We start from the raw sequence: 21,901 nt of genomic DNA on the forward strand, positions 1-21,901 counted from the left end.
GCCGGACGCTAGTCGACGCCTCCGACAGTTCAGGGCGCCCCGGGCGGGACGAACGGCAGCCCGGCCGGCGCACCCTTCTCGATCAAGGTCAGCAGGGCGCCGGTGTCGAGGTGCTCGTCGATCGCGTCGGCCAACCGGTTCAGCCGGTCCTCGCGCAGGCCCGCGAACGAGACCGTGCCGTCGGGCCCGCGCTTACCGGTCAGCCCGGCGATCTCGCCGAGGAACCGATGCCGTGCCGCGTCGTCGTCCAGCAGGCCGTGCCAGATCGTGCCCCACACGACACCGCTGCGGCAGCCGCCGGGAAACTCCTCCGCGTCACCGGTCACCTCGACCACCCCGTGATGGATCTCGTACGCCGTGGGCGCCGGCCGCGCGAGCACCTTGGCTTCCGCGAACTCGGTTGCCACCGGCAACAATTCGAGCCCGGTGTGCCGGCCGCCGCCCTCCACGCCGTACGGGTCGTCGATCGCGCCGCCGAGCAGCTGGTAGCCGCCACAGATCCCGAGCACCGGGCGCCCCGCGGCGACCCGCGCCCGGACCGCGTCGGCCAGACCGGTTTCGCGCAGCCAGGCGAGGTCCGAAGTGGTCGCGCGGGATCCGGGCAGGACGACGAGGTCGGCGTCGCGAACCTCCGCCGGGGTGGCGGTGAAGAACACGCTGGTGGTCGGCTCGACCGCGAGCGCGTCGAGATCGGTGAAGTTGCTGATCCGCGGGAACCGCACGACGGCGATCGTCAGCACGTCGGGGTCGTGCTCGGTGCGGCGGGCGGGGATGTCGAGCGCGTCCTCGGAGTCGAGCCACAGGTCCGGCAGCCACGGCAGCACGCCGTACGTCGGACGGCCGGTGACCGAGCCGAGCATGTCGATGCCCGGCTGCAGCAACGAGACGTCGCCGCGGAACTTGTTCACCACGAACCCGCTGATCAGCCGCTGGTCCTCGGGCGACAGCAACGCGACCGTGCCGAACATCGAAGCGAAGACGCCGCCCCGGTCGATGTCGCCGACCACGACAACCGGCGCGCCGGTGTGCTGGGCGAGCCCCATGTTCACGTAGTCGGACTGCCGCAAGTTGATCTCGGTCGGACTGCCCGCGCCCTCGCTGACCACCACGTCGTACCGGCTCGCGAGATCGTCGTACGCCGCGAAGGCCGCCTCGGCCAGCTCGGCGCGTTCGGTGAGGAAGCCGCGGGCGGTGAGTTCCCCCCACGGCTCCCCCATCAGTACGACGTGGCTGCGCCGGTCGCTGCCGGGCTTGAGCAGGACCGGGTTCATCGCCGCCTCGGGTTCGGCGCCGGCGGCAACGGCCTGGATCCACTGCGCCCGCCCGATCTCGGCCCCGTCGGCGCAGACCATCGAGTTGTTCGACATGTTCTGCGCCTTGTACGGCGCGACCCGGACGCCCTGGCGCGCCAACCACCGGCACAACCCCGTCACCACGGTCGTCTTGCCCGCGTCGGACGTCGTACCGGCGATCAGCAGCGAGTTCACCCGGCCGATCCTAGGCTCAGACCTGATTCGCCCCGCCGTCGACGTAGAAGTTCGCGCCGACGACGTAGCTGCTCTGCTCCGAGGCCAGGAAGGCCACCATCGCGGCAGCCTCGTCGGGCCGGCCCATCCGCCCCTTCGGCACCGTCGCGGCCACATTCTCCTTGACCGCCCGAGCGGTCTCCTCGTCGCCGAACGCGGCCATGCCGCCAGGAGTCTCGATCCAGGCCGGCGAGACCACGTTGACCCGGATGCCCCGGTCCTTGAGCTCGGTGGACCAGGTCCGCGCGAACGACCGGACGGCCGCTTTCGACGCCGAGTACGCGCCGAACGAGGCCACCCCACGGTCGGCCGCCGTGGAACCGACGAGGATCACCGACGCACCGTCGCTGAGCAGCGGCAACGCCTTCTGCACGGTGAACAGCGTGCCGCGGACGTTGACCCCGAACATCTGGTCGAAGTGCTGCTCCGTGGTCTGTTCGAGCGACACGAACGAACCAACCGCCGCGTTCGCCACGAGTACGTCCAGCCCGTTGCCGCGCGCCCGGACCGCGTCGTAGAGCCGATCCAGGTCGGCGGGTCGGGAGACGTCGCCGGCCACACCCGTCGCCCGGTCCGGCCCGATCGTCTTGACGGCGGCTTCCAGTTCGGCCTCGCGCCGTCCGGTGACGAACACGTACGCCCCCTCGTCCGCGAGCCGTACGGCGGTGGCCAGACCGATCCCGGTGCTTGCCCCGGTCACCACCGCTGTCTTGCCTTCCAGCTGTCCCATGTCCAGTCTCTCCATCAATGTCTCGCTGTCGGTTCTTCCGCTACCGATATTGCTTGCGGAACGCAGTACGATCCATGATGTGAAGTCCACAATTCTTTACGTATCGTCCAGGAGGCGGTGAGCGGTGCTCGGCTTTCAGGATCCGGTGGCCGACGCGATCGGCCTGTTGCGGCCGCGCACGGTGATCGAGCCGAGCCTGCGGGCCGTGGGCACGTGGGCCTTGCGCTTCGACCCGTTCCTGCACGTGCGGATCGGCGGCCTCGTGCGCGGCAAGTGCTGGCTGATCCTCGAAGGTCACGAACCGGTTCTCCTGCACGAGGGTGACACCTTCATGCTGGGCAACCCGCCGCCGTACGTGCTGGCGAGCACGCTCGACGCGAGCGCCCGCCCGGCGGCCCCGGTACTGGCGGGTGCGGACGACGGGTTGGTGCGGATCGGTCCGGAGTCGGAGGACGACCTCTACCTCTGCGCCGGGCACATCACCTTCGACGACCAGAACGCGGCCTTGCTGACCGATCTCCTACCGCCGCTCGTGATCGTCCGCGCAGCCGATCCTCACGGCCGACGGCTCGGGCAGTTGATCGATCACCTGGCCGGCGAGGTCGCGATCGCCGCCGCCGGTGGCCCGCTGGTGCAGAACCATCTCGCCCAGATCCTGCTCGTCCACATGCTGCGGGCACACGCAGGCCAGACAGACCGGCCCACCGGCTGGCTGGGCGCCCTGAACGAGGACGGCATCGGTGCCGCTCTGCGGGCCGTGCATGCGGACGTGGCCCGTCCCTGGACCCTGCAAGAGCTGGCCGAGATCGGTCACATGTCGCGGTCCGCGTTCGCCCAGGCGTTCAAGAGCCACGTCGGCGTCCCACCGCTGGAGTACCTGATCCAGTGGCGCATGAGCCTCGCCCGCGACGCCCTCGCCCGCGACACGCTGTCGATCTCCGAGGTCGCGCGGGCCACCGGCTACCGGTCCGAGAGCGCGTTCAGCACCGCGTTCCGCCGCGTGGTCGGTTCGTCGCCCAGAACCTTCCGGGACGCGGCGCGGACGTCGGCATCCGGCCGGCCGGACCCGCCGGCCTGAGCACACCGGATACCGGCGCCGTCGCGCCGCCGTTGGCCGGATTCGGCTCAGGTGTCCTTGGGCGGATCCTCCTGGTCGCCGCCGTTCGGGACGATCGGGGTGATACCGCGGTCGTTGGCCTTCGTGCTGGGCAGGCGCGGGGTGGTGCCCTGGAAGCGGGTGGACGACGCGCGCTCGCGGGCCGACAACGGGGTCGCCACGTTCTCCAGCGACTGTTGCTCGGCGTCCACGCCGAAGAACCACGCGATCAGTCCACCGACGAGCATCACCACGGCGCCGACGATGTAACCGGCCGTCAGCGGACCGCGGGCCGGGTTGTCGCCCTCACCGATCAGCGACGCGAACAGGAACGGCGCCACCACACCACCGGTCAGCTGCGAGATCGCGAAGAAGAACGAGATCGCCTGGCCACGCAGCTCGATCGGGAAGATCTCGCTGACCGTCAGGTACGCCGACGACGCGCCCGCCGAGGCGAAGAAGAAGACCACGCACCACAGCCCGGTCAGCGTCACCGCGTTCAGCGCACCGGCGTTGAACAGCAGCGCGGTGACGAACAGCACGACCGCCGACGTGGCGTAGGTGGCCAGGATCATCTTGCGCCGGCCGATGGTGTCGAAGAAGTGGCCGAGCAGCAGCGGACCGGCCAGGTTGCCGATCGCGAACGGGAAGAAGTACAGCGCGATGCTGGAGTCGTTCAGCCCGAAGTACGCCTTCAGCACCAGCGCGTAGGTGAAGAAGATCGCGTTGTACAGGAAGGCCTGGGTGACCATCATCGAGAAGCCGAGGAACGACCGGCTGCGGTAGTCACGCAGCATCACCCGGGCGATCTCGCGATACGTCACCGGCGGGTAGTCGATCAGGTTGATCGCCTCGTCGTCGCGGACCTCGCGCAGCTCGCCGCCCTGCCGGCGGACCGTCTCCTCGATCCGGTCGACGGTCGCCTCGGCCTCCGCGACCCGGCCGTGCGTCATCAGCCAGCGCGGGCTCTCCGGGATGTGCCGGCGCAGGTAGATGATCATCAGGCCCATCACCGGCCCGATCAGGAAGCACAGCCGCCAGCCCCACTCGATCGGCACCAGGTCGTCGTTGAGGAAGACCAGGCCGATCGCCGAACCGATCAGGGCACCACCCCAGTAGGTGCCGTTGACGCCGATGTCGACCCGGCCGCGGTACTTCGACGGGATCAGCTCGTCGATCGCGGAGTTGATCGCGGCGTACTCGCCGCCGATGCCCATACCGGCGATGAACCGGCACACGGCCATCGACCAGAAGTCCCAGGTCAGACCGGCCGCGCCGGAGGCGAGCAGGTAGACCATCAGCGTGATGATGAACAGGTTGCGGCGGCCCCAGCGGTCGGTCAGCCGGCCGAAGAACAGGGCACCGACGACTTCGCCGGCCAGGTAGATCGAGGCGAGCAGCCCGACCTGGGCGGTGGTCAGTCCAAGGGTCTGCGACTCCTTGAGCACGTTGCCGACCAGCGAGACCAGCTGGATCTCCAGCCCGTCCAGGATCCAGGAGACGCCGAGGCCGACGACGATCATCCAGTGGAACCGGGTCCACGGCAACCGGTCCATCCGGGCGGGCACCAGGCTCGGTATCGCCTTGCCCTCCTCCAACGCGTGTTCTGTCATACCCCGCCCTCCTCCTGGCCGGTCTGAAGTTGTCCGCCCAAGCCCGTACCCCGGGCGTCACGCGCCGCAAACGCGTGGTCACACGATCGGCGGCTTCCGGCACTCGGGCACCCAGGTCCCCCGCCTGCGGAGGCTGGCTACAGTGGCGGCATGGACAACGACGTGACCGTCGCAGACGCCCCCGAACAGCATCGGTACGAGGCGCGCGACGCCTCCGGTGCGCTGATGGGGATCGCCACCTACCGACGGATCAGCGACCACATCACCTTCCTGCACACCGAGACGATGCCGGAGTTCCAGGGCCGCGGCGTGGCCGGCCAGATCGCCAAGCAGTCACTCGAGGACGCGCGCGCCGCAGGGCTCAAGGTCAAGCCGGCCTGCCCGTACTACCGCCAGTACTTCGAGAAGCACCCCGAGTACGCCGACCTGCTGGGCGAGGTGGCGTCGTAGTGACCGGCCCCCAGCTCGGCAAGCTCGAGTGGCAGCCGGCGGCCGACGTACCGGACCTGCTCGCGGAGCCGGTCCGGGCCGCGGTCGGTGACCTCCCGGCGTACGCGGCGGCCATCGATCCGGAGCTGGCCGACACGGCGGCGTTCTGCGCGCAGTACGACGTCCCGATGGCAGCGTCGGCGAACTGCGTGATCGTGCACGGCAAGCGGGCCGGCGAGTCGACGTACGCGGCGGTGCTGGTGCTGGCCACCGACCGGGCCGACGTCAACGGGGTGATCCGCAAGCACCTCGGGGTCCGCAAGATCTCGTTCGCGGCCCAGGACGACGCGGTCGGCTCGACCGGCATGGAGTACGGCGGCATCACGCCGATCGGGCTGCCCGCCGACTGGCCGGTGCTGATCGACGAGGCGGTCGTCCAGGCCGGACCGGTGGTCATCGGCAGCGGCATCCGCGCGTCGAAGATCCTCGTCGAGGGCGCCGACCTGGCCAAGCTGCCCAGCGCCACCGTGCTCGCCCTGGCCGTCCCGTCGGCCTGAACCGTTCCGACGCCGAAGCCTTCCGGGTCAGCGGGCGGCTGACCGGCGCAAAGCCGCGCCAGATCCGCCCGGGCGGGATAACATCGGGAAGGTCTTCGGGTGAGAGGCAGCTGTCGGGTGCCCGGGACGGGCAGCGCAGGGAGGCTGGGGAAGGCGTGATGAGGTCGTGACCGTGGCAGGCGGGGACGACGGCGGGCCGACCGCTCTGCGGATCATGCTGGGCGGGCACCTGCGCCGGATGCGCGAGGCGGCCGGGATCAGCCGGGCCGAGGCGGGCTGGCAGATCCGCTCCTCGGAGTCCAAGGTGAGCCGGATGGAGCTCGGCCGGGTCGGCTTCAAGGAACGTGACGTCGCCGACCTGCTGGAGCTGTACGGGCTGACCGACGAGCGCGAGCGGGACCGGTTGATGGACCTGGCCCGGGCCGCGAACAACCCCGGCTGGTGGTCCCGGTACGGCGACGTGATGCCGGCCTGGTTCTCCAACTACGTCGGCCTCGAGGTCGCCGCCAAGCTGATCCGCACCTACGAGGTGCTGTTCGTGCCCGGCCTGCTGCAGACCGAGAACTACGCCCGCGCGGTGGTCCAGTTCGGCAAGGCCTACCTGCCGCAGGAGGAGATCGACCAGCGGGTCGCGCTCCGGGTCACCCGCCAGCAGATCCTCACCCGCGCCAACCCGGTCAAGCTCTGGGTGGTGATCGACGAGGCCGTGCTGCACCGGCCGGTCGGCGGCCGCGAGGCGATGTGCGAGCAGATCGAGCACCTGATCAAGATGACCAAACTGCCGAACCTCACCCTGCAGGTGATGCCGTTCAGCAGCGTCGGTTACCCCAGTGCCGGTGGCGCGTTCAGTATTCTGCGCTTCCCCGAAGGCGACCTGCCCGACGTGGTGTACATCGAGCACGCGGCCAGCGCGCTGTACCTGGACAAGGTCGAGGACCTCGACGAGTACGCCGCGATCATGGACGCGCTGAGCATCGCGGCGGCGCCGGTCGGTGAGACCCAGCGATTGTTGCTCGAAGCCCTCGAACGGATGAACTGAAGCTCTGGACGATCAGGATTCTGATCGTCCAGAGGTTCGCGGGATCGCTCAGGCGACCGCGAGGTCGACCTTGATGTTGCCGCGGGTGGCGTTGGAGTACGGGCAGACCTCGTGCGCCTTCGCGACCAGTTCCTCGGCCACCGATCGCTCGACGCCGGGCAGGCTGATCACCAGCGCGACCTCGAGGCCGTAGCCGGCGCCGCCGTTGATCGGGCCGATGCCGACCTCGGCGGTGACGGTCGAGCCGTCACTGTCGACCCGGGCCCGGCGGGCGACCAGCTTCAGCGCGCTGTGGAAGCAGGAGGCGAAGCCGGCCGCGAACAGCTGCTCGGGGTTCGTGCCCTCGCCGTTGCCGCCCATCTCCTTCGGCGGCGCGACGGTGACGTCCAGCTTGCCGTCGTCGCTGGCGGTGTGACCGTCCCGACCACCCTGAGCGGTGGCGCGGGCGGTGTAGACGACTTTCTCGACTGCGATGGTCATGCGGATCGTTCTCCCTGGAATGGAGTTCAGCGGGTGGGGTCGAGCAGGAGCTTGCCGACGGTCCGGCGGGCGCGCATGTCCTCGTGCGCACGGGCGACCTCGGACAGCGGGTAGTCACCACCGACGACCGGGTGCAGCTTGCCGGCGACGGTCAGGTCGAACAGCTCGCGCAGCGGGTCCGCGAGCAGCGCCGGCGTCTTGAAGCAATCGGCCAGCCAGAAACCGGCGATGGTCTTCGACCCCTTCATCAGGCGGCCTGGCGCGATCGCCTCGGCGGCCTGCCGGGACGCCGAACCGAAGGTGACCAGCCGGCCGAACCGGGCCAGGGCGTCGAAGGACTCGTCGAAGGTCTTGCCACCGACCATCTCGAGCACGATGTCGACCCGCTTGCCGCCGTTCGCCTCGATGATCCGGTCCTTCAGTCCCTCAGGCGTGCCGTCGATCGCGGCGTCCGCACCGAGGTCGAGTGTCTGCTTGCGCTTGTCGTCCGACGACGCGGTCGCGATCACCCGGCCGGCACCCCACAGCTTCGCGAGCTGGACGGCGAGGGACCCGACTCCCCCGGCGCCGGCGTGCACGAGCACGGACTCGCCCGGCGCGAGGTGCGTCGAGGTCTTCAGCAGGTGCCAGGCGGTCGTGCCCTGGAGAACGAGCGCGAGCGCGTCGCCGTCGCTCACACCGTCGGGAACGTCGAACGCGTACGGTGCGGCGGCCACGGCCTGCTCGGCGTACCCGCCCGAGCCGACCAGCGCGACGACGCGCCGGCCGTCCGCCGTACGGCCGACGACCTCGCCGCCGGGGATCAGCGGAAGTTCGGTCTTCGACAGGTAGCTGTTCTCCACCTGGTGGGTGTCGGCGTAGTTGATGCCGGCCCGGTCGACGGTGATCAGCACCTGGCCGTCGCCGGCCACCGGCGCGTCGACCTCGCTGACCTTCAGCACCTCAGGGCCGCCGAACTCGGTGATCTGCACTGCACGCACGCCTGACACTTCCTTCCGATGGGGTTTACTCCTTACACCGTACAATACAGTGTACGTTAGCGAATCCGAAGGGTGACCCACGAAAGGTGACGATGCCGACACGGACGCCGAGGAACACCCTCAACCCCGACCTGATCATCGCGACCGCGCTGGAGCTGATGGAGACCCGCGGTTTCGAGGCCTTCAGCCTGCGCGCACTGGCCGGCGAGCTGGGGGTCGGTCCGATGGCGATCTACACCTACTTCCGCAGCAAGGACGACCTGTACGACGCGGTCCGCGACCACCTGATGGGTCTGCTGCCGCCCGCGCCGGACGGCGACGCCTGGCCCGACCAGGTGCGGGCCGTCTGCCGGGGCCTGCGCCGGCTGATGCTGCAGCATCCTTGCCTCGCGCAACTACTCGCCGGCCGGCCACTGAGCGGGCACGAAACCGCGCGGGTGGCCGAGGGACTGCTCGGCGTGCTGCGCTCGGCCGGGTTCGACAAGCAGACCGCGGCGCGGACGCACACGACGCTGTTCACCTACGTGCTCGGGGCGACCTCGTGGGAGATCCAGATGGCCACCGAGCAGCGCGACCCGAAGGGCCTGCGGCGGCTGCGGACCACGATGGCGTCGTTGTCTCCGAGCGAATTCCCGACCGTTGTCGAGCTGGCGCCGGAGCTGGCCCGGACGACCGGCGGCGACGAGCAGTTCGACTACGGGCTCGACCTGCTGATCAGTGGACTCAGCGCCACGGCGACGAGCTGAGGCTCAGAGCACCATCGTGACGATCGCGACCGCGCCGATCAGCACGATCAGGCAGCGCAACGCGACCGGCGGCAGCTTGCGGCCGTAGCGGGCACCGACGAAGCCGCCGATCGTCGAGCCGACCGCGATCAGCGCCGCGGCCAGCCAGTCGACGTCCGCGACGATCACGAACAGGATCGCCGCGACGGTGTTGACGAAGGTGGCCAGCACGTTCTTCAGGGCGTTCATCCGCTGCAGGTTGGCGTCCAGGCCGAGGCCGAGGATCGCCATCAGCAGAACACCCTGGGCGGCGCCGAAGTAGCCGCCGTACACGCCGGTGAGGAAGACCGCCGGGATCACCCACCAGGCGCCGCGATGGGTGTGGGTCGGCACGCTGATCCATTTCGACAGCCAGGGCTGGAACGCGACCAGCACGCAGCCGAGCAGGATCAGGACCGGGACGACGGCGTGGAAGGCCGAGGCCGGCAGGGTCAGCAACAGCACCGCGCCGACCACCCCGCCGATCAGCGAGGCCGGGACCAGCCGGATCATCCGGCCGCGCTGTCCCTCGAGCTCACGCCGGTAGCCGATCGCGCCGGCCGCCGTACCGGGTGAGAGACCGACGCTGTTGCTCACGTTCGCCAGGACCGGTGGAATCCCGACAGCCAGCAACGCGGGGAAGGTCAGCAACGTGCCCGAGCCCACCACCGCGTTGATCGTGCCCGCGCCCACACCCGCCACCAGGACGAACAGCGCCTCGAACCATGTCATCGCTGCCCGACTTTACGCACCTGACCTGACCGGTGGCGCACGCGTCCAGTCGTTGAACGCGCAAATGTCCGGGGCACCAGAACGGCCCGGCGCCCACCGAGAGGTGAGCACCGGGCCGGATGCCTTACCAGGAAGGCGAAACCCTACTGCTGCTGCGGCGGCGACGGCGGGGTGGCCGGCGGGACGGTGTCCTGCGTCGAGGTGACGGCCGGCGTGGCCGGCTGCTGCGCCCGGGAGCTGACCGCGGCACGCTGCGCGGCCTCGATCGCCTCCTGAACGGCGTTGTCGGCCTCGGCGACCGCGGCGTCCGGCGTACTCGACAACTCCGGGGTCGGCTCGTCCTGCTGGACCTCGTGCGGCTCCGGGAACGGGCCCTCGGCCTTCTGCGGGATGCCGGCGATCTGGCCAACGGCGCTGCCCAGGCCCTCCATCGCCTTGCCGATCTCGCTCGGGATGATCCACAGCTTGTTGGAGTCGCCCTGCGCGATCGACGGCAGCATCTGCAGGTACTGGTAGGCGAGCAGGCCCTGGTCGGGCTTGCCGGCGTGGATCGCGTTGAAGACCGTGGTGATGGCCTGCGCCTCACCCTGCGCCTTCAGGATCCGGGCCTCCCGCTCGGCCTGCGCGCGCAGGATCCGGGACTCCTTGTCACCTTGCGCGGTGAGGATCGCGGACTGCTTCTGGCCCTCGGCCGACAGCACGGCCGACTGCCGCATACCCTCGGCGGTCAGGATCGCCGCGCGCTTGTCGCGGTCGGCGCGCATCTGCTTTTCCATCGAGTCCTGGATCGACGGCGGCGGGTCGATCGAGCGCAGCTCCACCCGGTTGACCCGGATGCCCCACTTGCCGGTCGCCTCGTCCAGCACGTACCGCAGCTTCTCGTTGATCTCCTCGCGAGACGTCAGCGTCTGCTCCAGGTCCATGCCACCGATGATGTTGCGCAGCGTCGTCATCGTCAGCTGCTCGATCGCCTGGATGTAGTTGGAGATCTCGTACGTCGCGCGCACCGGGTCGTTGACCTGGAAGTAGATGACGGAGTCGATCGACACCATCAGGTTGTCCTCGGTGATGACGCCCTGCGGCGGGAACGCGACCACCTGCTCGCGCATGTCGATCGTGTAGCGCACCTTGTCGACGAACGGGGTCAGCAGGTTCAGGCCGGGCTGCAGACCGACCTTGAACTTCCCGAACCGTTCCACGATGCCGACGGTCTGCTGCTGCACGACCCGGACGGACTTGACCAACGTGACGACCACCAGTAATGCCACCAGTGCCAGCACGATGAGGAACGCTTCCACGTGACCCTCCACTCGAACGAATCAGGATCGACAGTCTTTCCTATCGACGGGCCACTGCCCAGCCCGGTTCCCTCACGATCCGGCGTCGGGCCGGAGAACGGCCGGCGGCGCTCAGCGCGGCGGGTCGGAATCGGGTTTCGCGTCGGTCGTCGGCTGGGTGTCGGGCCGGTCGGACTCGTGCTGGTGATGGCCGAGCGGCAGGCCGACCGGGTAGACGACGGCGGTCGCGCCGTCGATCTGCATCACCTCGACCCGGGTGCCCGGCGCGATCGTGGTCAGGTCGTCGAACGGCCGCGCGGTCCACAGCTCACCGCCGAGCTTGATCGAGCCGAGGCTGTCGGGGTGGATCTCCTTGACCACCACGCCGGTGCGGCCGACCACGTGCTGGGAGCCGGTCTTCATCTCCACCCCGTGGTGGATCTTGCGCACCAGCAGCGGGCGGATCGCGCCGAGCATCGCGGCCGCGGTCAGCAGACCGACAACGATCTGCAGCCACAGCAGGCCTGGGAACAGTGCGGCCGCACCGGTCGCGGCGAGCGCGCCGGCGGCCAGCATCAGCAGGGTGAAGTCGAGCGTGGCCAGCTCCGCGAGGCCGAGCACGACGGCGATTCCGAGCCATGCCGCCCAGACGTTGTCCCGCAGCCAATCCATCATCTGCCAACCCTATCCGCGATCGGGACCTCTGGCAGGTCCACCACCCGTCGGACGCAGCCCGAAGTCCGGCGGATTCCCCAACCGGGACTTCGAGGGTGCCTGTCTTCGACAGTACCGCGCGGACAGGGCAGACCGGTTGCGGTCGGACGCAACGATTGCGGTGGGGTGGAACGGTTTGCGGCGGGGTCGGTCGCTGAGGATCGCGGGGTGGGCGGAGGGGTCAGAAGGCCCGGGCGGTGTACCGGCCGTCGCTGTGCTCGAGGGTCAGGGCCAGGTCGAAGGTCTCGCTGAGCGTCTCGGCGGTCAGCGCCTGGTCCATCGGGCCGGCCGCGACGACCCGGCCCTGCTTCAGCAGCATGGCGTGGGTGAAGCCGGGCGGGATCTCTTCGACGTGGTGCGTCACGAGCACCATCGCCGGTGCGCCCTCGGCGGTCGCGATCGAGCTCAGCGAGCGGACCAGCTGCTCACGACCGGTCAGGTCGAGACCGGCGGCCGGCTCGTCGAGCAGCATCAGCTCCGGGTCCGTCATCAGCGCCCGGGCGATCTGCACCCGCTTGCGCTCCCCCTCGGACAACGTGCCGAAGGTGCGGTCGCTGAGGTGACCGATGCCCAGCTCGGTCAGCAGCTCCTTGGCGCGCTGGTGGTCGACCTCGTCGTACTCCTCCCGCCAGCGACCCAGTACGGCGTACGAAGCGGACACGACGACGTCGGAGACCCGCTCGCCCTTCGGCAGCCGGTCGGCCAGCGCCGCGCTGGTCAGGCCGATGCGCGGACGCAGCTCGAAAACGTCGACGGTGCCGAGCACCTCGCCGAGCAACCCGACCACGCCGGACGTCGGGTGCATCTGGGCCGCGAGCACCTGCAGCAACGTGGTCTTGCCGGCGCCGTTCGGGCCGATCACCACCCAGCGGTCGGTTTCGTTTACGGTCCAGTCGACGCCGTCGAGCAGACGCGTCTCGTCCCGGACGATCGTGATGCCGGCCAGCTCCACCACTGCAGTCATGAGGCAAAACCTACGGGGTGGCCGAACAGGTCCGGCGACGACCCTGCTGGTGTCGCCGCCGGTACGGCGTGATGGGAGACTTGCGGACGTGCTGACGACTGCCGCCTCGGTGCGTTTCACCGTGTGGACGAACGCGATGCTCGCCGGGACCTGTGACCCCGACACCGCCGCGCACAAGATCGTCGGCCCGGACGTCGGGCACCATGTCGCCGGGCTCGCAGCGCATCCCGAGCCCGCGACGTTGCCGGTGGCGCTCAATCTCCTGCGCGCCGCCGGTGCGCGCGAGGCATACCTGGCCTTGCCCGTGCCGGGTGACCCGATCGGGCTCGCCGGACCGCCGGCGTTCAACGAGTCCGCGCTCGAGGCGGGCGAGGCCGTCGTACTGGCTGGGGCCGGCATCGGGCTGGTTCCGGCGTACGTCGGGCCGGCCGTGCAGTGGTCGGTGCTGGCCGCGCAGACTCCCCCGCCGGCGGACTTCGGTGAGGCCGACCGTGGGTTGCGGGCGGCGCTGATCGAGGCGGCCGAGTCGCTGGCGGCGCTGGACGTCGCGCGATGGAAGCCGGAGATCGCCGACGCGCTGATCGACATCCGCAAGATCGGTCAGGGCCAGGGCGACGACCTCGCTCCCGGGTACGACGCTCGCGCGGTGAAGGCGGCCGCGACGGCGCGGCGTTGTCTGGCGATCGCCGACGCGGCGCTGGAGGACGACGGCGCCGCGGTGACCGGCGCGGAGGCCGATGCTCGTCGCCGTGCTCTGATCGGCCTTGCCGCTGCTGCTCGGCGAGCTCTTGTTGCTGCGTGCGGGCCTTTCACCCTCCGCTGACCTGACGCCGCTCCCCTGCAGTCGGCTCCTTCACATCCCCCAGGGACTCCGGCCACCAGTTGACGGCCGGGTGGCAGGCAGACGGGATGTGGACCGGGCGTCCAGGGGCCGGGCGGACTCGGCTAGCGTTCTGTTCTGCGATGACAGGACAGGCTGAGCAAGAGACGCCCCCGCTGAACCGCCCGACGCTGCTGGTCACGTTGACCGGTACGGACCGTCCGGGTCTGACGTCGGCGGTGTTGTCGACGATCGCGAGTCGCGGGCTCGAGGTGATCGACGCCGAGCAGGTCGTGCTGCGGGGACGGCTGGTGCTCGGGGTGCTGCTGTCGGCGCCGCGGGACCACAAGGAGCTCAAGAAGGAACTGAAGGAGCTGGCCGAGCAGCTCGACGTCGACATCGACGTGAAGAAGGGTGTCGGCGACAACGAACCGCGCCGCAAGGGCCGGACCCAGGTCACGGTGATCGGTTCGCCGTTGACCGCCGAGGGGTTCGCCGCGATCGCCGGCCGGATCTCCGACACCGGCGCGAACATCGACCGGATCAGCCGGATGGCGCGCTACCCGGTGACCGCGGTCGAGATCGCGGTGTCCGGTGCCGACCCCGACGCACTGCGGCCTGTGCTCGCGATGGAAGGTGTCCGGCAGCGGCTCGACGTCGCCGTACAGGCCGGTGGGCTGTACCGGCGGGCGAAGCGGCTGATCGTGATGGACGTCGACTCGACCCTGATCCAGGGCGAGGTGATCGAGATGCTCGCCGCCCACGCCGGTCGTGAGGCGGAGGTCGCCGCGGTCACCGAGCAGGCGATGCGCGGCGAACTCGACTTCGCCGAGTCGCTGCGGCATCGCGTGGCCCGGCTCGAGGGACTGCCGGCCACCGCGCTCGACGAGGTGTACGACGCGATCCAGCTCGCGCCGGGTGCGCGGACGCTGGTCCGGACACTGAAGCGGCTCGGCTACCAGTTCGCGATCGTCAGCGGCGGGTTCAGCCAGATCACCGACAAGATCGCGGCCGATCTCGGCATCGACTACGCCGCGGCCAACGAGCTGGAGATCGTCGACGGCAAGCTCACCGGCAAGGTGGTCGGCGACATCGTCGACCGGGCCGGCAAGGCCGTCGCGCTCCGCCGCTTCGCCGCCGCCTCGAACACCCCGCTGTCGCAAACCGTCGCGATCGGCGACGGCGCCAACGACCTCGACATGCTCGCCGCCGCCGGCCTCGGCGTCGCGTTCAACGCCAAGCCGGTCGTCCGGGCCGCCGCCGACACCCACCTCAGCGTGCCCTACCTGGACACGATCCTGTACCTGCTCGGCATTTCCCGCGAAGAGGTCGAGGCGGCCGACAGCCTCAGCTGAAGGCTGCCGTCGCTCAATCCGGCGCGTAGCCCAGCAACTCCAGGAAGGCCGTGGCCGCTGGACTGCGCGGACCGCGGCCCCAGATCAGATACTCGGCGCGGGCCGGCGCGTCGACGACCTCGATCGCGACGAGGCCGGCCAGCGTCTCGACGTACGACGGCGGAAGCATTGCCACGCCCAGGCCGGCGGCGACCAACCGCGTCAGGTAGTCCGCGTTGGTCACTTCGAAGGCGACCTGGCGAGTGAGGCCGGCGGCGGTGAAGGCCAGGTCGGACTGCGCGCGGCCCGCGGTCTTGGCCGGCAGGTCCACGAAGACCTCCTCGGACAGGCTGCGCAGGTCGATCGTGGTCTCGCCGGCCAGGTGGTGGTCCGGGGAGACCACGGCCACCAGCCGTTCGGTGGCCAGCTCGCGAGCCACGACGCCTTGCGGGCGCGCGGTGGCCGGGATGCCGAGGAAGGCGACTTCGAGCTCGCCCTGCCGGACCTGCTCGGTGAGCTCGTTGCTCGCGCCGACGTCGAAGCTGACCCGCACCTTCGGGTGCCGCTGGTGGAACTGTTTGACGACGGCGGGAAGGTTTACGGCCGCCACCGAGGGGATCGTCCCGAGCGCGAGGTGGCCGCGCACCTCGCCGATCGTCGCCGCGACCTCGGCGGCCGCCCGCTCCGCCGCGTCCAGGCACTGACGGGCGACCGGCAGGAACGCCGCGCCGGCCGCGGTCAGCCGGACCCGGCGGCTGGTGCGTTCGAACAGCCTCGCGCCCAGCTCGTGCTCGAGCCGCGCGATCTGATGGCTGAGCGCCGACTGGACCACGAGGCAGCGCTGGGCGGCCCGGGTGAAGTTGTTCGTCTCGGCGACGGCGACGACGTACCGCATCTGCTGGAGCTCCATTCGATCAATCATGATCGGAGATCAATCGAGTGACAAGCATGTGTTGGACTCATTGATAGGCAACGCCCAAGACTGGGGGCCATGACCACTCGTGAAGACAGGACAGCCACGTCGTCCCAGCAGGTGTCCCCGATCCGGGGATGGCTGGGCGTGGCTGCCATCACCGCCAGCCTGTTCGTCTTCCTGACCACCGAACTGATGCCGATCGGCCTGCTCACCCCGCTCAGCCAGAGCCTCGACGTCTCCCTCGGCGCGGCCGGCCTGATGGTGACGGCTCAGGGAGTCGCGGCCGGGCTCGGCGTACCGTTCATCGTCGCGTGGAGCCGGCGCGTCAACCGGCGCAAGCTGCTGACGACGCTGCTGGCCGTACTGGCAGCCGGCAACCTGATCACCTCGATCGCCCCGAACTACCCGCTGATCCTCGGCACCCGGATGGTGATGGGCTTCGCCAGCGGCGTCTTCTGGGCGATCGGCGTCAGCATGGCGATGCGCATCGTCGCGCCGAAGCACGCCGGGCGGGCCGCGGCCGTCGTGATGTCCGGCATCTCGATCGCCACCGTGGTCGGCATCCCGCTCGGCACGCTGCTGGAGAGCGCGACCAGCTGGCGCACCACGTTCGCGATCTGGGCGGCGCTCAGCGCGGTGGTCCTGCTCGCGGTCGCCGCCACCGTCCCGTCGCTGCCCTCGGCCAACGCGGTTTCGGTCCGCGAGGTCTTTCAGCTGCCGGTCAGGAACGTGTCGCTGCGCGTGGTGCTGCTCATGGTCGTGCTGTTCGTGCTCGGCCACTTCGGCGCGTACACCTTCGTCCGGCCGTACCTCGAGCAGAACGCGTCGGCCGGCGTCGGCTTCGTCACCGTCGTCCTGATCGTCTTCGGGATCGGCGGTGCGATCGGCAACTTCCTCGGCGGCCACACCGTCACCCGCAGCCTGCGCGGCAGCTTCGTCGGCGGCGGACTCGCCATGGTCGCCGCGCTCGTCCTGCTCCTGGTCGCCGGTACGAACGACGCCGGCGTGATCGTCGCGATGATCCTGTGGGGGCTGGCCTTCGGCGTCGTACAGCTCAGTCAGATCTCCATGACCCTCGCGGCCGCGCCGCAGGCGTTCGAGGCCGCGATGTCACTCAACACGATGGCGTACAACACCTGCATCGCGCTCGGTGCGCTGATCGGCGGACTGTTCGCCGACCAGGTCGGCGTGACGAGCGTGGTCTGGTTCGGCATCGTGCTGGTCGCGCTCGCCGTCCTGCTGCGCGGCCTCACCGGATCGGCCCGCGATGTCAGCTGAGGTCGAGCTCACCGATCTTCGCGGCGGGTGGCGGGGTGACGGTCAGCTTCTGGCCGAAGCGGCTGAAGGTGGCGACGACGTCCGCGTCGTCCAGGGTGAACCGCAGCTGGACCGGCAGGCAGCGGGCGTCGACGGCGATCCGCAAGGTGAGTGCCTCAGGCAACTTCTTGGCGTCGGCCGCGGTGAGGAACCCGCCCAGCGCCTCGGCCGCCGTGGCCCGGGGCAGGTCGAGCGTGACGACGTACTCCTGGGCCGCTGCGCCGTTGACCGTCACCCGGTCGCCGCGCTGGAAGGCGGTGGCGTGGGCCGCGCCGCCGATCACCTCGTGGACTCGGGCCGCGCGGACGAGCTGGTCGGCGTACCGGGCGGCGTCACCGTCACCGGCGATCTCCAGCCAGGGCCGCGACCTGCTGTCGGTCAGCGCAGCATCCTTGAGATAGAGCGCCTGGCCGGTCCTGACCACCTTCCGGCCATGACCGTTCGCGACCAGGTCGGTGCCCTCGCGGGTCAGCTTCAGGTCGGCGGTGACGAGCACGACGTCGCGGCCCGGATTCTGGGTCCGGGAGACGACCCGGAACGTTCCCTTCGCCGCCAACTGGCTGAGCAACTCCGACGCGAGGTTCGCGGGCGACAGGTTGTCGTCGCTCCGAGCGGGAGTCGAAGGCGCCGGCGAAGCGGACGACGTACTGACGGACGGCGCCGGCCCGGTCTGCGCCGTACTGTCCGCACCGGCTCCACAGGCGGCCAGCGCCACAACAACGACGGCGGCGCCGAGACCGGCCCTCACGGTACGCACAGCGACACTCCTCGTTGGCGGGAAGGAGGGGCCTTGCTGCTCTGTTCAGGTCGACCCGGTTCGCTCACATCGTGACAGATCCGGGGGTCGCCGCAAACACTGTGTGACCTACCACAACCTGCCACTTTTGCGGAGAGCGGCGGGTGCGGGGCAAGATCCCGCGCATGGCCCCACTCCTCGACCTGCCCGTCGGCTGCACCGCGCGCCCAGCCACGACCGCCGACGTACCGGCGATTCATGCCCTGGTGAGCGCGGTGGAACGCGACCTCATCGGCGTCGTCGAGACAGGCGCCGACGGAATCGAAGCCGCGCTGAACCGTCCGGGCCTGGACGCGGCCGTCGACAGCCTGGTCGTGCACGCCGCGGACGGGCGGCTGGCCGGATGGGCGTGGATCAATCGAGGCCGGCGCGCCCAGGTCGATGTGGATCCCAGCTTCCGCGGTCAGGGGATCGGCAGCGCCCTGCGGGCCTGGACGGAGGCGCGGGCTGCGGAAGTCGGTACGGACTGGGTCGCGCAGACAGTCGACGACCAGGACCTGGCCGGCACCGAACTGCTGCGATCCCGCGGGTACGAGGTGCTGGCGACGAACTGGCAGCTGACGATGCCGACCGCGGACCTCGAGATCCGGATCCCCGACGGGCTCACGGTCCGGCCGTTCGCGCCCGGTGACGAGCAGGCGGCGTACCAGGTGATCGAGGACGCGTTCGACGACTGGCAGCCGCGGCGCAAGTCGTACGACGAATGGGCGCGGCTGAGCATCGAGCGGTCGAGCTTCGCCCCGGAGCTGTCTCCGCTCGCCTTCGCCGGCGACGAACTGGTCGGCGCGGTGCTCAGCCTCGATCTGCCGGACACCGAGGACGGGTACGTCGAGCAGGTCGCCGTCCGCAAGGACCATCGGGGTCGCGGGGTCGCGAAGGCGCTGCTCGCGATCGCGGCGCAGGCGATGCACGCCCGGGGCCGCACGTCGCTGACGCTGTGGACGCACTCCGGGACCGGCGCGCTGGCGATGTACGAGCGGCTCGGGATGACCGTGCGGCGCAGTACGACGGTCTACCGCGGCCAGATCTGACCGCGCGGAATCGTGACGAGCTGTTGACTCCGGGCGATGAGAGCGCTCCCATAGGCGTAACCCATCCAGGGAGGTCATGATGCGTTCCCGCCCGAACACACCGTCCAGGACCAGGCTGAGGACCCTGCTCAGTGCGCTGGTCGCCCCGATCCTGGTCGCCGTCCCGCTGACCATCGCCGCTCAGGCCAGCGTGCCGCCGCCACCGGCGGGCTGGACCACGGTCTGGTCCGACGACTTCAACGGCCCGAGCGGCAGCCTGCCGTCCAGCGCGAACTGGATCGTCGACACCGGCCACGGCTACCCCGGCGGCCCGGCCAACTGGGGCACCGGCGAGATCCAGAACTACACCAGCAGCCCGGACAACCTGTCCCTCGACGGCGCCGGCAACCTGCGGATCACTCCGCGGCGCGACGGCGCCGGCAACTGGACGTCGGCCCGGATCGAAACCCACCGCGCCGACTTCAAACCGCCCGCCGGTGGCGTCCTCGCGATCGAGGGCCGGATCCAGATGCCCAACGTCACCGGCAACGCGGCGCTCGGCTACTGGCCCGCGTTCTGGGCGCTCGGCCAGCCGTACCGGGGCAACTACTGGAACTGGCCGGCCATCGGCGAGTTCGACATCATGGAGAACGTCAACGGGATCAACTCGGTCTGGGCCGTGCTGCACTGCGGCGTCAACCCGGGCGGTCCGTGCAACGAGACCAGCGGCCTCGGCGCCAGCCGCGTCTGTCCCGGGGCGAGCTGCCAGTCGGCGTTCCACACCTACCGGTTCGAGTGGGACACCAGCAGCTCGCCCAACGCGTTCCGCTGGTACGTCGACGGCCAGCAGTTCCACTCGGTCACGCAGGCCCAGCTGCCGGCCGACACCTGGGCGAGCATGACGTCGCACGCGGGCTACTTCCTCCTGCTCAACGTCGCGATGGGCGGCGCGTTCCCCGACGCGCTGAACGGCCCGACCCCGCGCGCCGAAACCGTGCCCGGTCACCCGATGGTCGTCGACTACGTCGCGGTCTCCACCAAGGGCGGCGGCACGACTCCCCCGACCACGCCGCCTCCTGGTGGCACCGGCGCGTACGGGACCTTGCAGGCCGAAGGGTTCGCTCAGCAGTCAGGTGTGGCCCTCGAGACGACCAGCGACTCCGGCGGCGGCCAGAACCTCAGCCAGATCGGCAACGGCGACTGGGCGCTCTACCGCAGCATCGACTTCGGCAGTACGCCGGCCCGCCAGTTCGTCGCACGCGTCGCCTCGGGCGCCGCGGGAGGCGTCAGCGGCCTGGTCGAAGTCCGCCTGGACAGCAGATCCAACGCCCCGATCGGCAGCTTCGCCATCGGCAACACCGGCGGGTGGCAGAGCTGGCGGTCCGTTCCGGCCAACATCTCCGCGGTCACCGGGGTGCACGACGTCTACCTGACTTTCACCAGCGGCCAACCGGCCGACTTCGTGAACGTCAACTGGTTCACCTTCGGCCACTGAGCGCTGCCACCGCGGAGCAGGCTGCCTGCTCCGCGGTGGCAGGATGCGGATACGGGAGTAGCGGAAGCCGTTGTAGGCCAGCGCCTCGGTCCGCCACGACCGCAGCGTCCGCCCCAACCCGGGCGATTTCCGGGATCGGGCAGCGATGGGAGCTCTCGAGTACCGCACCAGAAGCGGTAGCGACCCATCAGATGAACCTCAGCATGTGAAGGGCCGCCCCTGACACCAGGCCTCCACGAAGTCTGCACCGCCCGTTCACCTGCCCAGCAGGCGGTGCAGCCACGCCGCGCGGGCAGCAAACGCGTCCCTGGAGATCGCGGCGGACGGTGCCACGACGTCGAACCCGTGGAAACCGCCGGGCCAGACGTGCAACTCACCGCGGCCGCCGGCCTGCCACAGGCGGCTCGCGAAGGCGACGTCCTCGTCCCGGAACGTCTCGGCTGAGCCGACGTCGATGAAGGTGGGTGGCAGGCCGGACAGGTCCGCGGCGCGGGCCGGCGCGGCGTAAGGGGACACATTCGGCCCCCCGCGCACGCCCTCGCCGAGGAGCGCGTTCCAGCCTGTCTCGTTGGAGCGGTTGTCCCAGATGCCGATGCCGCGCATCTGGCGCGCCGAGGGCGAGTCGTTGCGGTCGTCGAGCATGGGGCTCAGGAGCAGCTGTCCCGCGATCGTCGGGCCCCCACGGTCACGGGCTATGAGGGCGACACCTACGGCCAGTCCGCCTCCGGCGCTCATGCCCGCGACGAGGACGCGCTCAGGGTCTACGCCGAGCTCGTCGGCGTGCTCCGACAGCCAGCGGAGACCGGCGTAGCTGTCCTCGACAGGCCCCGGGTGGGGAGTTTCCGGCGCGAGCCGGTACTCGACCGAGACCACCGCCGTGCCCAGCGGTTCAGCCAAGTCCAGCATCTCGGGGAGGCCGAACCGGTTGTCGCCGACGATCATCCCGCCGCCGTGGATGAAGTAGATGGCCGGAACCGGCGTGCGCACCTGCCGCGGGAGGCAAACAAGTAGCGTGACGTCCGGGTCCCCGTCCGGACCAGGCACGGCCCTCTCGCGCACGAGGTAGGCGCCGTCCCGCGACAGGACGTCGTCGGTCGGGGTCGGTACGCCGGGGACGGGCTGGCGCATCTCGACGATGGTGTCCGGGCGGTACGCGTCCGGGGGCCGGATGCTGGTCAGCACGTCCAGGACGGGGGCGAGTTCGGGATCGAAGGGGGGCGGCGGTCCGACCGGCTGGACGGGGGGCGGTGCGGTGACGTGAGTGGTCATGGGGTTCCTCGTCGGTGACTCATCGAGTGTTCCAAGGGTTGTC

Annotated in this window: 22 protein-coding genes; 10 read left to right on the top strand and 12 right to left on the bottom strand. The window is 70.2% G+C overall.

Features of this window, described 5'->3' with window-relative positions; genetic code table 11:
- Positions 1-29: 29 nt before the first annotated feature.
- Positions 30-1,487 (bottom strand): cobyric acid synthase, encoded by a 1,458-nt coding sequence (locus tag BWI15_RS22345; RefSeq protein ID WP_077016422.1) that lies wholly within the window; start codon positions 1,485-1,487, stop codon positions 30-32.
- Positions 1,488-1,503: 16 nt separating this feature from the next.
- On the bottom strand, positions 1,504-2,256 hold the full coding sequence (locus BWI15_RS22350; protein WP_077016423.1) for an SDR family NAD(P)-dependent oxidoreductase: 753 nt from the start codon (positions 2,254-2,256) through the stop codon (positions 1,504-1,506).
- A 124-nt stretch (positions 2,257-2,380) separates the two neighbouring features.
- Between BWI15_RS22350 and BWI15_RS22355 the strand changes: the two genes are divergently transcribed.
- The gene (locus BWI15_RS22355; RefSeq protein ID WP_077016424.1) at positions 2,381-3,334 is read left to right on the top strand and encodes an AraC family transcriptional regulator; all 954 of its coding nucleotides are present in this window, start codon (positions 2,381-2,383) and stop codon (positions 3,332-3,334) included.
- A gap of 47 nt (positions 3,335-3,381) precedes the next feature.
- Here the strand turns inward: BWI15_RS22355 and BWI15_RS22360 are convergent, their stop codons facing one another.
- Positions 3,382-4,965: an MFS transporter gene (locus BWI15_RS22360; RefSeq protein ID WP_077016425.1), complete on the bottom strand. Its 1,584-nt coding sequence runs from the start codon at positions 4,963-4,965 to the stop codon at positions 3,382-3,384.
- A gap of 150 nt (positions 4,966-5,115) precedes the next feature.
- On the opposite strand from BWI15_RS22360, the gene BWI15_RS22365 reads away from it, so the two are divergent.
- The 3 genes from BWI15_RS22365 to BWI15_RS22375 all read left to right on the top strand — a co-directional run bounded on the left by BWI15_RS22365 (position 5,116) and on the right by BWI15_RS22375 (position 6,990).
- Entirely contained in the window at positions 5,116-5,415 is a 300-nt protein-coding gene (locus tag BWI15_RS22365) for a GNAT family N-acetyltransferase (protein ID WP_077016426.1), read from the top strand.
- Entirely contained in the window at positions 5,415-5,951 is a 537-nt protein-coding gene (locus BWI15_RS22370; protein WP_077016427.1) for a YbaK/EbsC family protein, read from the top strand. The genes BWI15_RS22365 and BWI15_RS22370 overlap by 1 nt, the downstream gene beginning before the upstream one ends.
- 214 nt (positions 5,952-6,165) lie before the next feature.
- Positions 6,166-6,990, top strand: coding sequence for a helix-turn-helix domain-containing protein (locus BWI15_RS22375; protein WP_077017198.1), 825 nt, complete (start codon positions 6,166-6,168; stop codon positions 6,988-6,990).
- Positions 6,991-7,038: 48 nt separating this feature from the next.
- On the opposite strand, the gene BWI15_RS22380 is transcribed toward BWI15_RS22375, so the two are convergent.
- Positions 7,039-7,470: an organic hydroperoxide resistance protein gene (locus BWI15_RS22380; RefSeq protein WP_077016428.1), complete on the bottom strand. Its 432-nt coding sequence runs from the start codon at positions 7,468-7,470 to the stop codon at positions 7,039-7,041.
- Positions 7,471-7,496: 26 nt separating this feature from the next.
- Positions 7,497-8,450, bottom strand: a complete 954-nt coding sequence (locus BWI15_RS22385; protein WP_077016429.1) for a quinone oxidoreductase family protein — start codon at positions 8,448-8,450, stop codon at positions 7,497-7,499.
- A 92-nt stretch (positions 8,451-8,542) separates the two neighbouring features.
- On the opposite strand from BWI15_RS22385, the gene BWI15_RS22390 reads away from it, so the two are divergent.
- Positions 8,543-9,196 (top strand): TetR/AcrR family transcriptional regulator, encoded by a 654-nt coding sequence (locus BWI15_RS22390; protein WP_077016430.1) that lies wholly within the window; start codon positions 8,543-8,545, stop codon positions 9,194-9,196.
- Between the two features lie 3 nt (positions 9,197-9,199).
- On the opposite strand, the gene BWI15_RS22395 is transcribed toward BWI15_RS22390, so the two are convergent.
- The 4 genes from BWI15_RS22395 to BWI15_RS22410 form a co-directional block, all read right to left on the bottom strand.
- Positions 9,200-9,946 (bottom strand): sulfite exporter TauE/SafE family protein, encoded by a 747-nt coding sequence (locus BWI15_RS22395; protein WP_077016431.1) that lies wholly within the window; start codon positions 9,944-9,946, stop codon positions 9,200-9,202.
- A 143-nt stretch (positions 9,947-10,089) separates the two neighbouring features.
- On the bottom strand, positions 10,090-11,244 hold the full coding sequence (locus BWI15_RS22400; RefSeq protein ID WP_077016432.1) for an SPFH domain-containing protein: 1,155 nt from the start codon (positions 11,242-11,244) through the stop codon (positions 10,090-10,092).
- A gap of 111 nt (positions 11,245-11,355) precedes the next feature.
- Positions 11,356-11,898: an NfeD family protein gene (locus tag BWI15_RS22405; protein WP_077016433.1), complete on the bottom strand. Its 543-nt coding sequence runs from the start codon at positions 11,896-11,898 to the stop codon at positions 11,356-11,358.
- Positions 11,899-12,118: 220 nt separating this feature from the next.
- A complete protein-coding gene (locus BWI15_RS22410) occupies positions 12,119-12,901 on the bottom strand; it encodes an ABC transporter ATP-binding protein (protein ID WP_077016434.1) in 783 nt (260 codons plus the stop codon).
- Between the two features lie 88 nt (positions 12,902-12,989).
- Here BWI15_RS22410 and BWI15_RS22415 point away from each other — a divergent pair, with 88 nt between their 5' ends.
- Entirely contained in the window at positions 12,990-13,724 is a 735-nt protein-coding gene (locus BWI15_RS22415; protein ID WP_083750938.1) for a hypothetical protein, read from the top strand.
- 140 nt (positions 13,725-13,864) lie between these two features.
- Complete coding sequence (serB, locus tag BWI15_RS22420; RefSeq protein WP_077016435.1) at positions 13,865-15,076, top strand: phosphoserine phosphatase SerB; 1,212 nt, start codon at positions 13,865-13,867, stop codon at positions 15,074-15,076.
- 13 nt (positions 15,077-15,089) lie between these two features.
- Here serB and BWI15_RS22425 read toward each other — a convergent pair whose 3' ends face one another.
- Entirely contained in the window at positions 15,090-15,965 is an 876-nt protein-coding gene (locus BWI15_RS22425) for a LysR family transcriptional regulator (protein WP_077016436.1), read from the bottom strand.
- An 81-nt stretch (positions 15,966-16,046) separates the two neighbouring features.
- Here BWI15_RS22425 and BWI15_RS22430 point away from each other — a divergent pair, with 81 nt between their 5' ends.
- Positions 16,047-17,249 carry an MFS transporter gene (locus tag BWI15_RS22430; protein ID WP_077016437.1) on the top strand — a complete coding sequence of 401 codons (1,203 nt, stop codon included), beginning with the start codon at positions 16,047-16,049 and terminating at the stop codon, positions 17,247-17,249.
- Here the strand turns inward: BWI15_RS22430 and BWI15_RS22435 are convergent.
- A complete protein-coding gene (locus tag BWI15_RS22435; protein ID WP_077016438.1) occupies positions 17,242-18,045 on the bottom strand; it encodes a hypothetical protein in 804 nt (267 codons plus the stop codon). The two genes, BWI15_RS22430 and BWI15_RS22435, sit on opposite strands and share 8 nt — an antisense overlap.
- A gap of 164 nt (positions 18,046-18,209) precedes the next feature.
- On the opposite strand from BWI15_RS22435, the gene BWI15_RS22440 reads away from it, so the two are divergent.
- Both BWI15_RS22440 and BWI15_RS22445 read left to right on the top strand, forming a co-directional pair.
- Complete coding sequence (locus BWI15_RS22440) at positions 18,210-19,115, top strand: GNAT family N-acetyltransferase (RefSeq protein ID WP_077017200.1); 906 nt, start codon at positions 18,210-18,212, stop codon at positions 19,113-19,115.
- A gap of 79 nt (positions 19,116-19,194) precedes the next feature.
- Positions 19,195-20,589 (top strand): glycoside hydrolase family 16 protein, encoded by a 1,395-nt coding sequence (locus BWI15_RS22445; RefSeq protein ID WP_077017201.1) that lies wholly within the window; start codon positions 19,195-19,197, stop codon positions 20,587-20,589.
- 255 nt (positions 20,590-20,844) lie between these two features.
- Here the strand turns inward: BWI15_RS22445 and BWI15_RS22450 are convergent, their stop codons facing one another.
- On the bottom strand, positions 20,845-21,858 hold the full coding sequence (locus tag BWI15_RS22450) for an alpha/beta hydrolase (RefSeq protein WP_077016439.1): 1,014 nt from the start codon (positions 21,856-21,858) through the stop codon (positions 20,845-20,847).
- Positions 21,859-21,901: the final 43 nt, after the last annotated feature.

The organism is Kribbella sp. ALI-6-A (assembly GCF_001984195.1).
In the GTDB taxonomy this organism is placed as follows: Bacteria; Actinomycetota; Actinomycetes; order Propionibacteriales; family Kribbellaceae; genus Kribbella.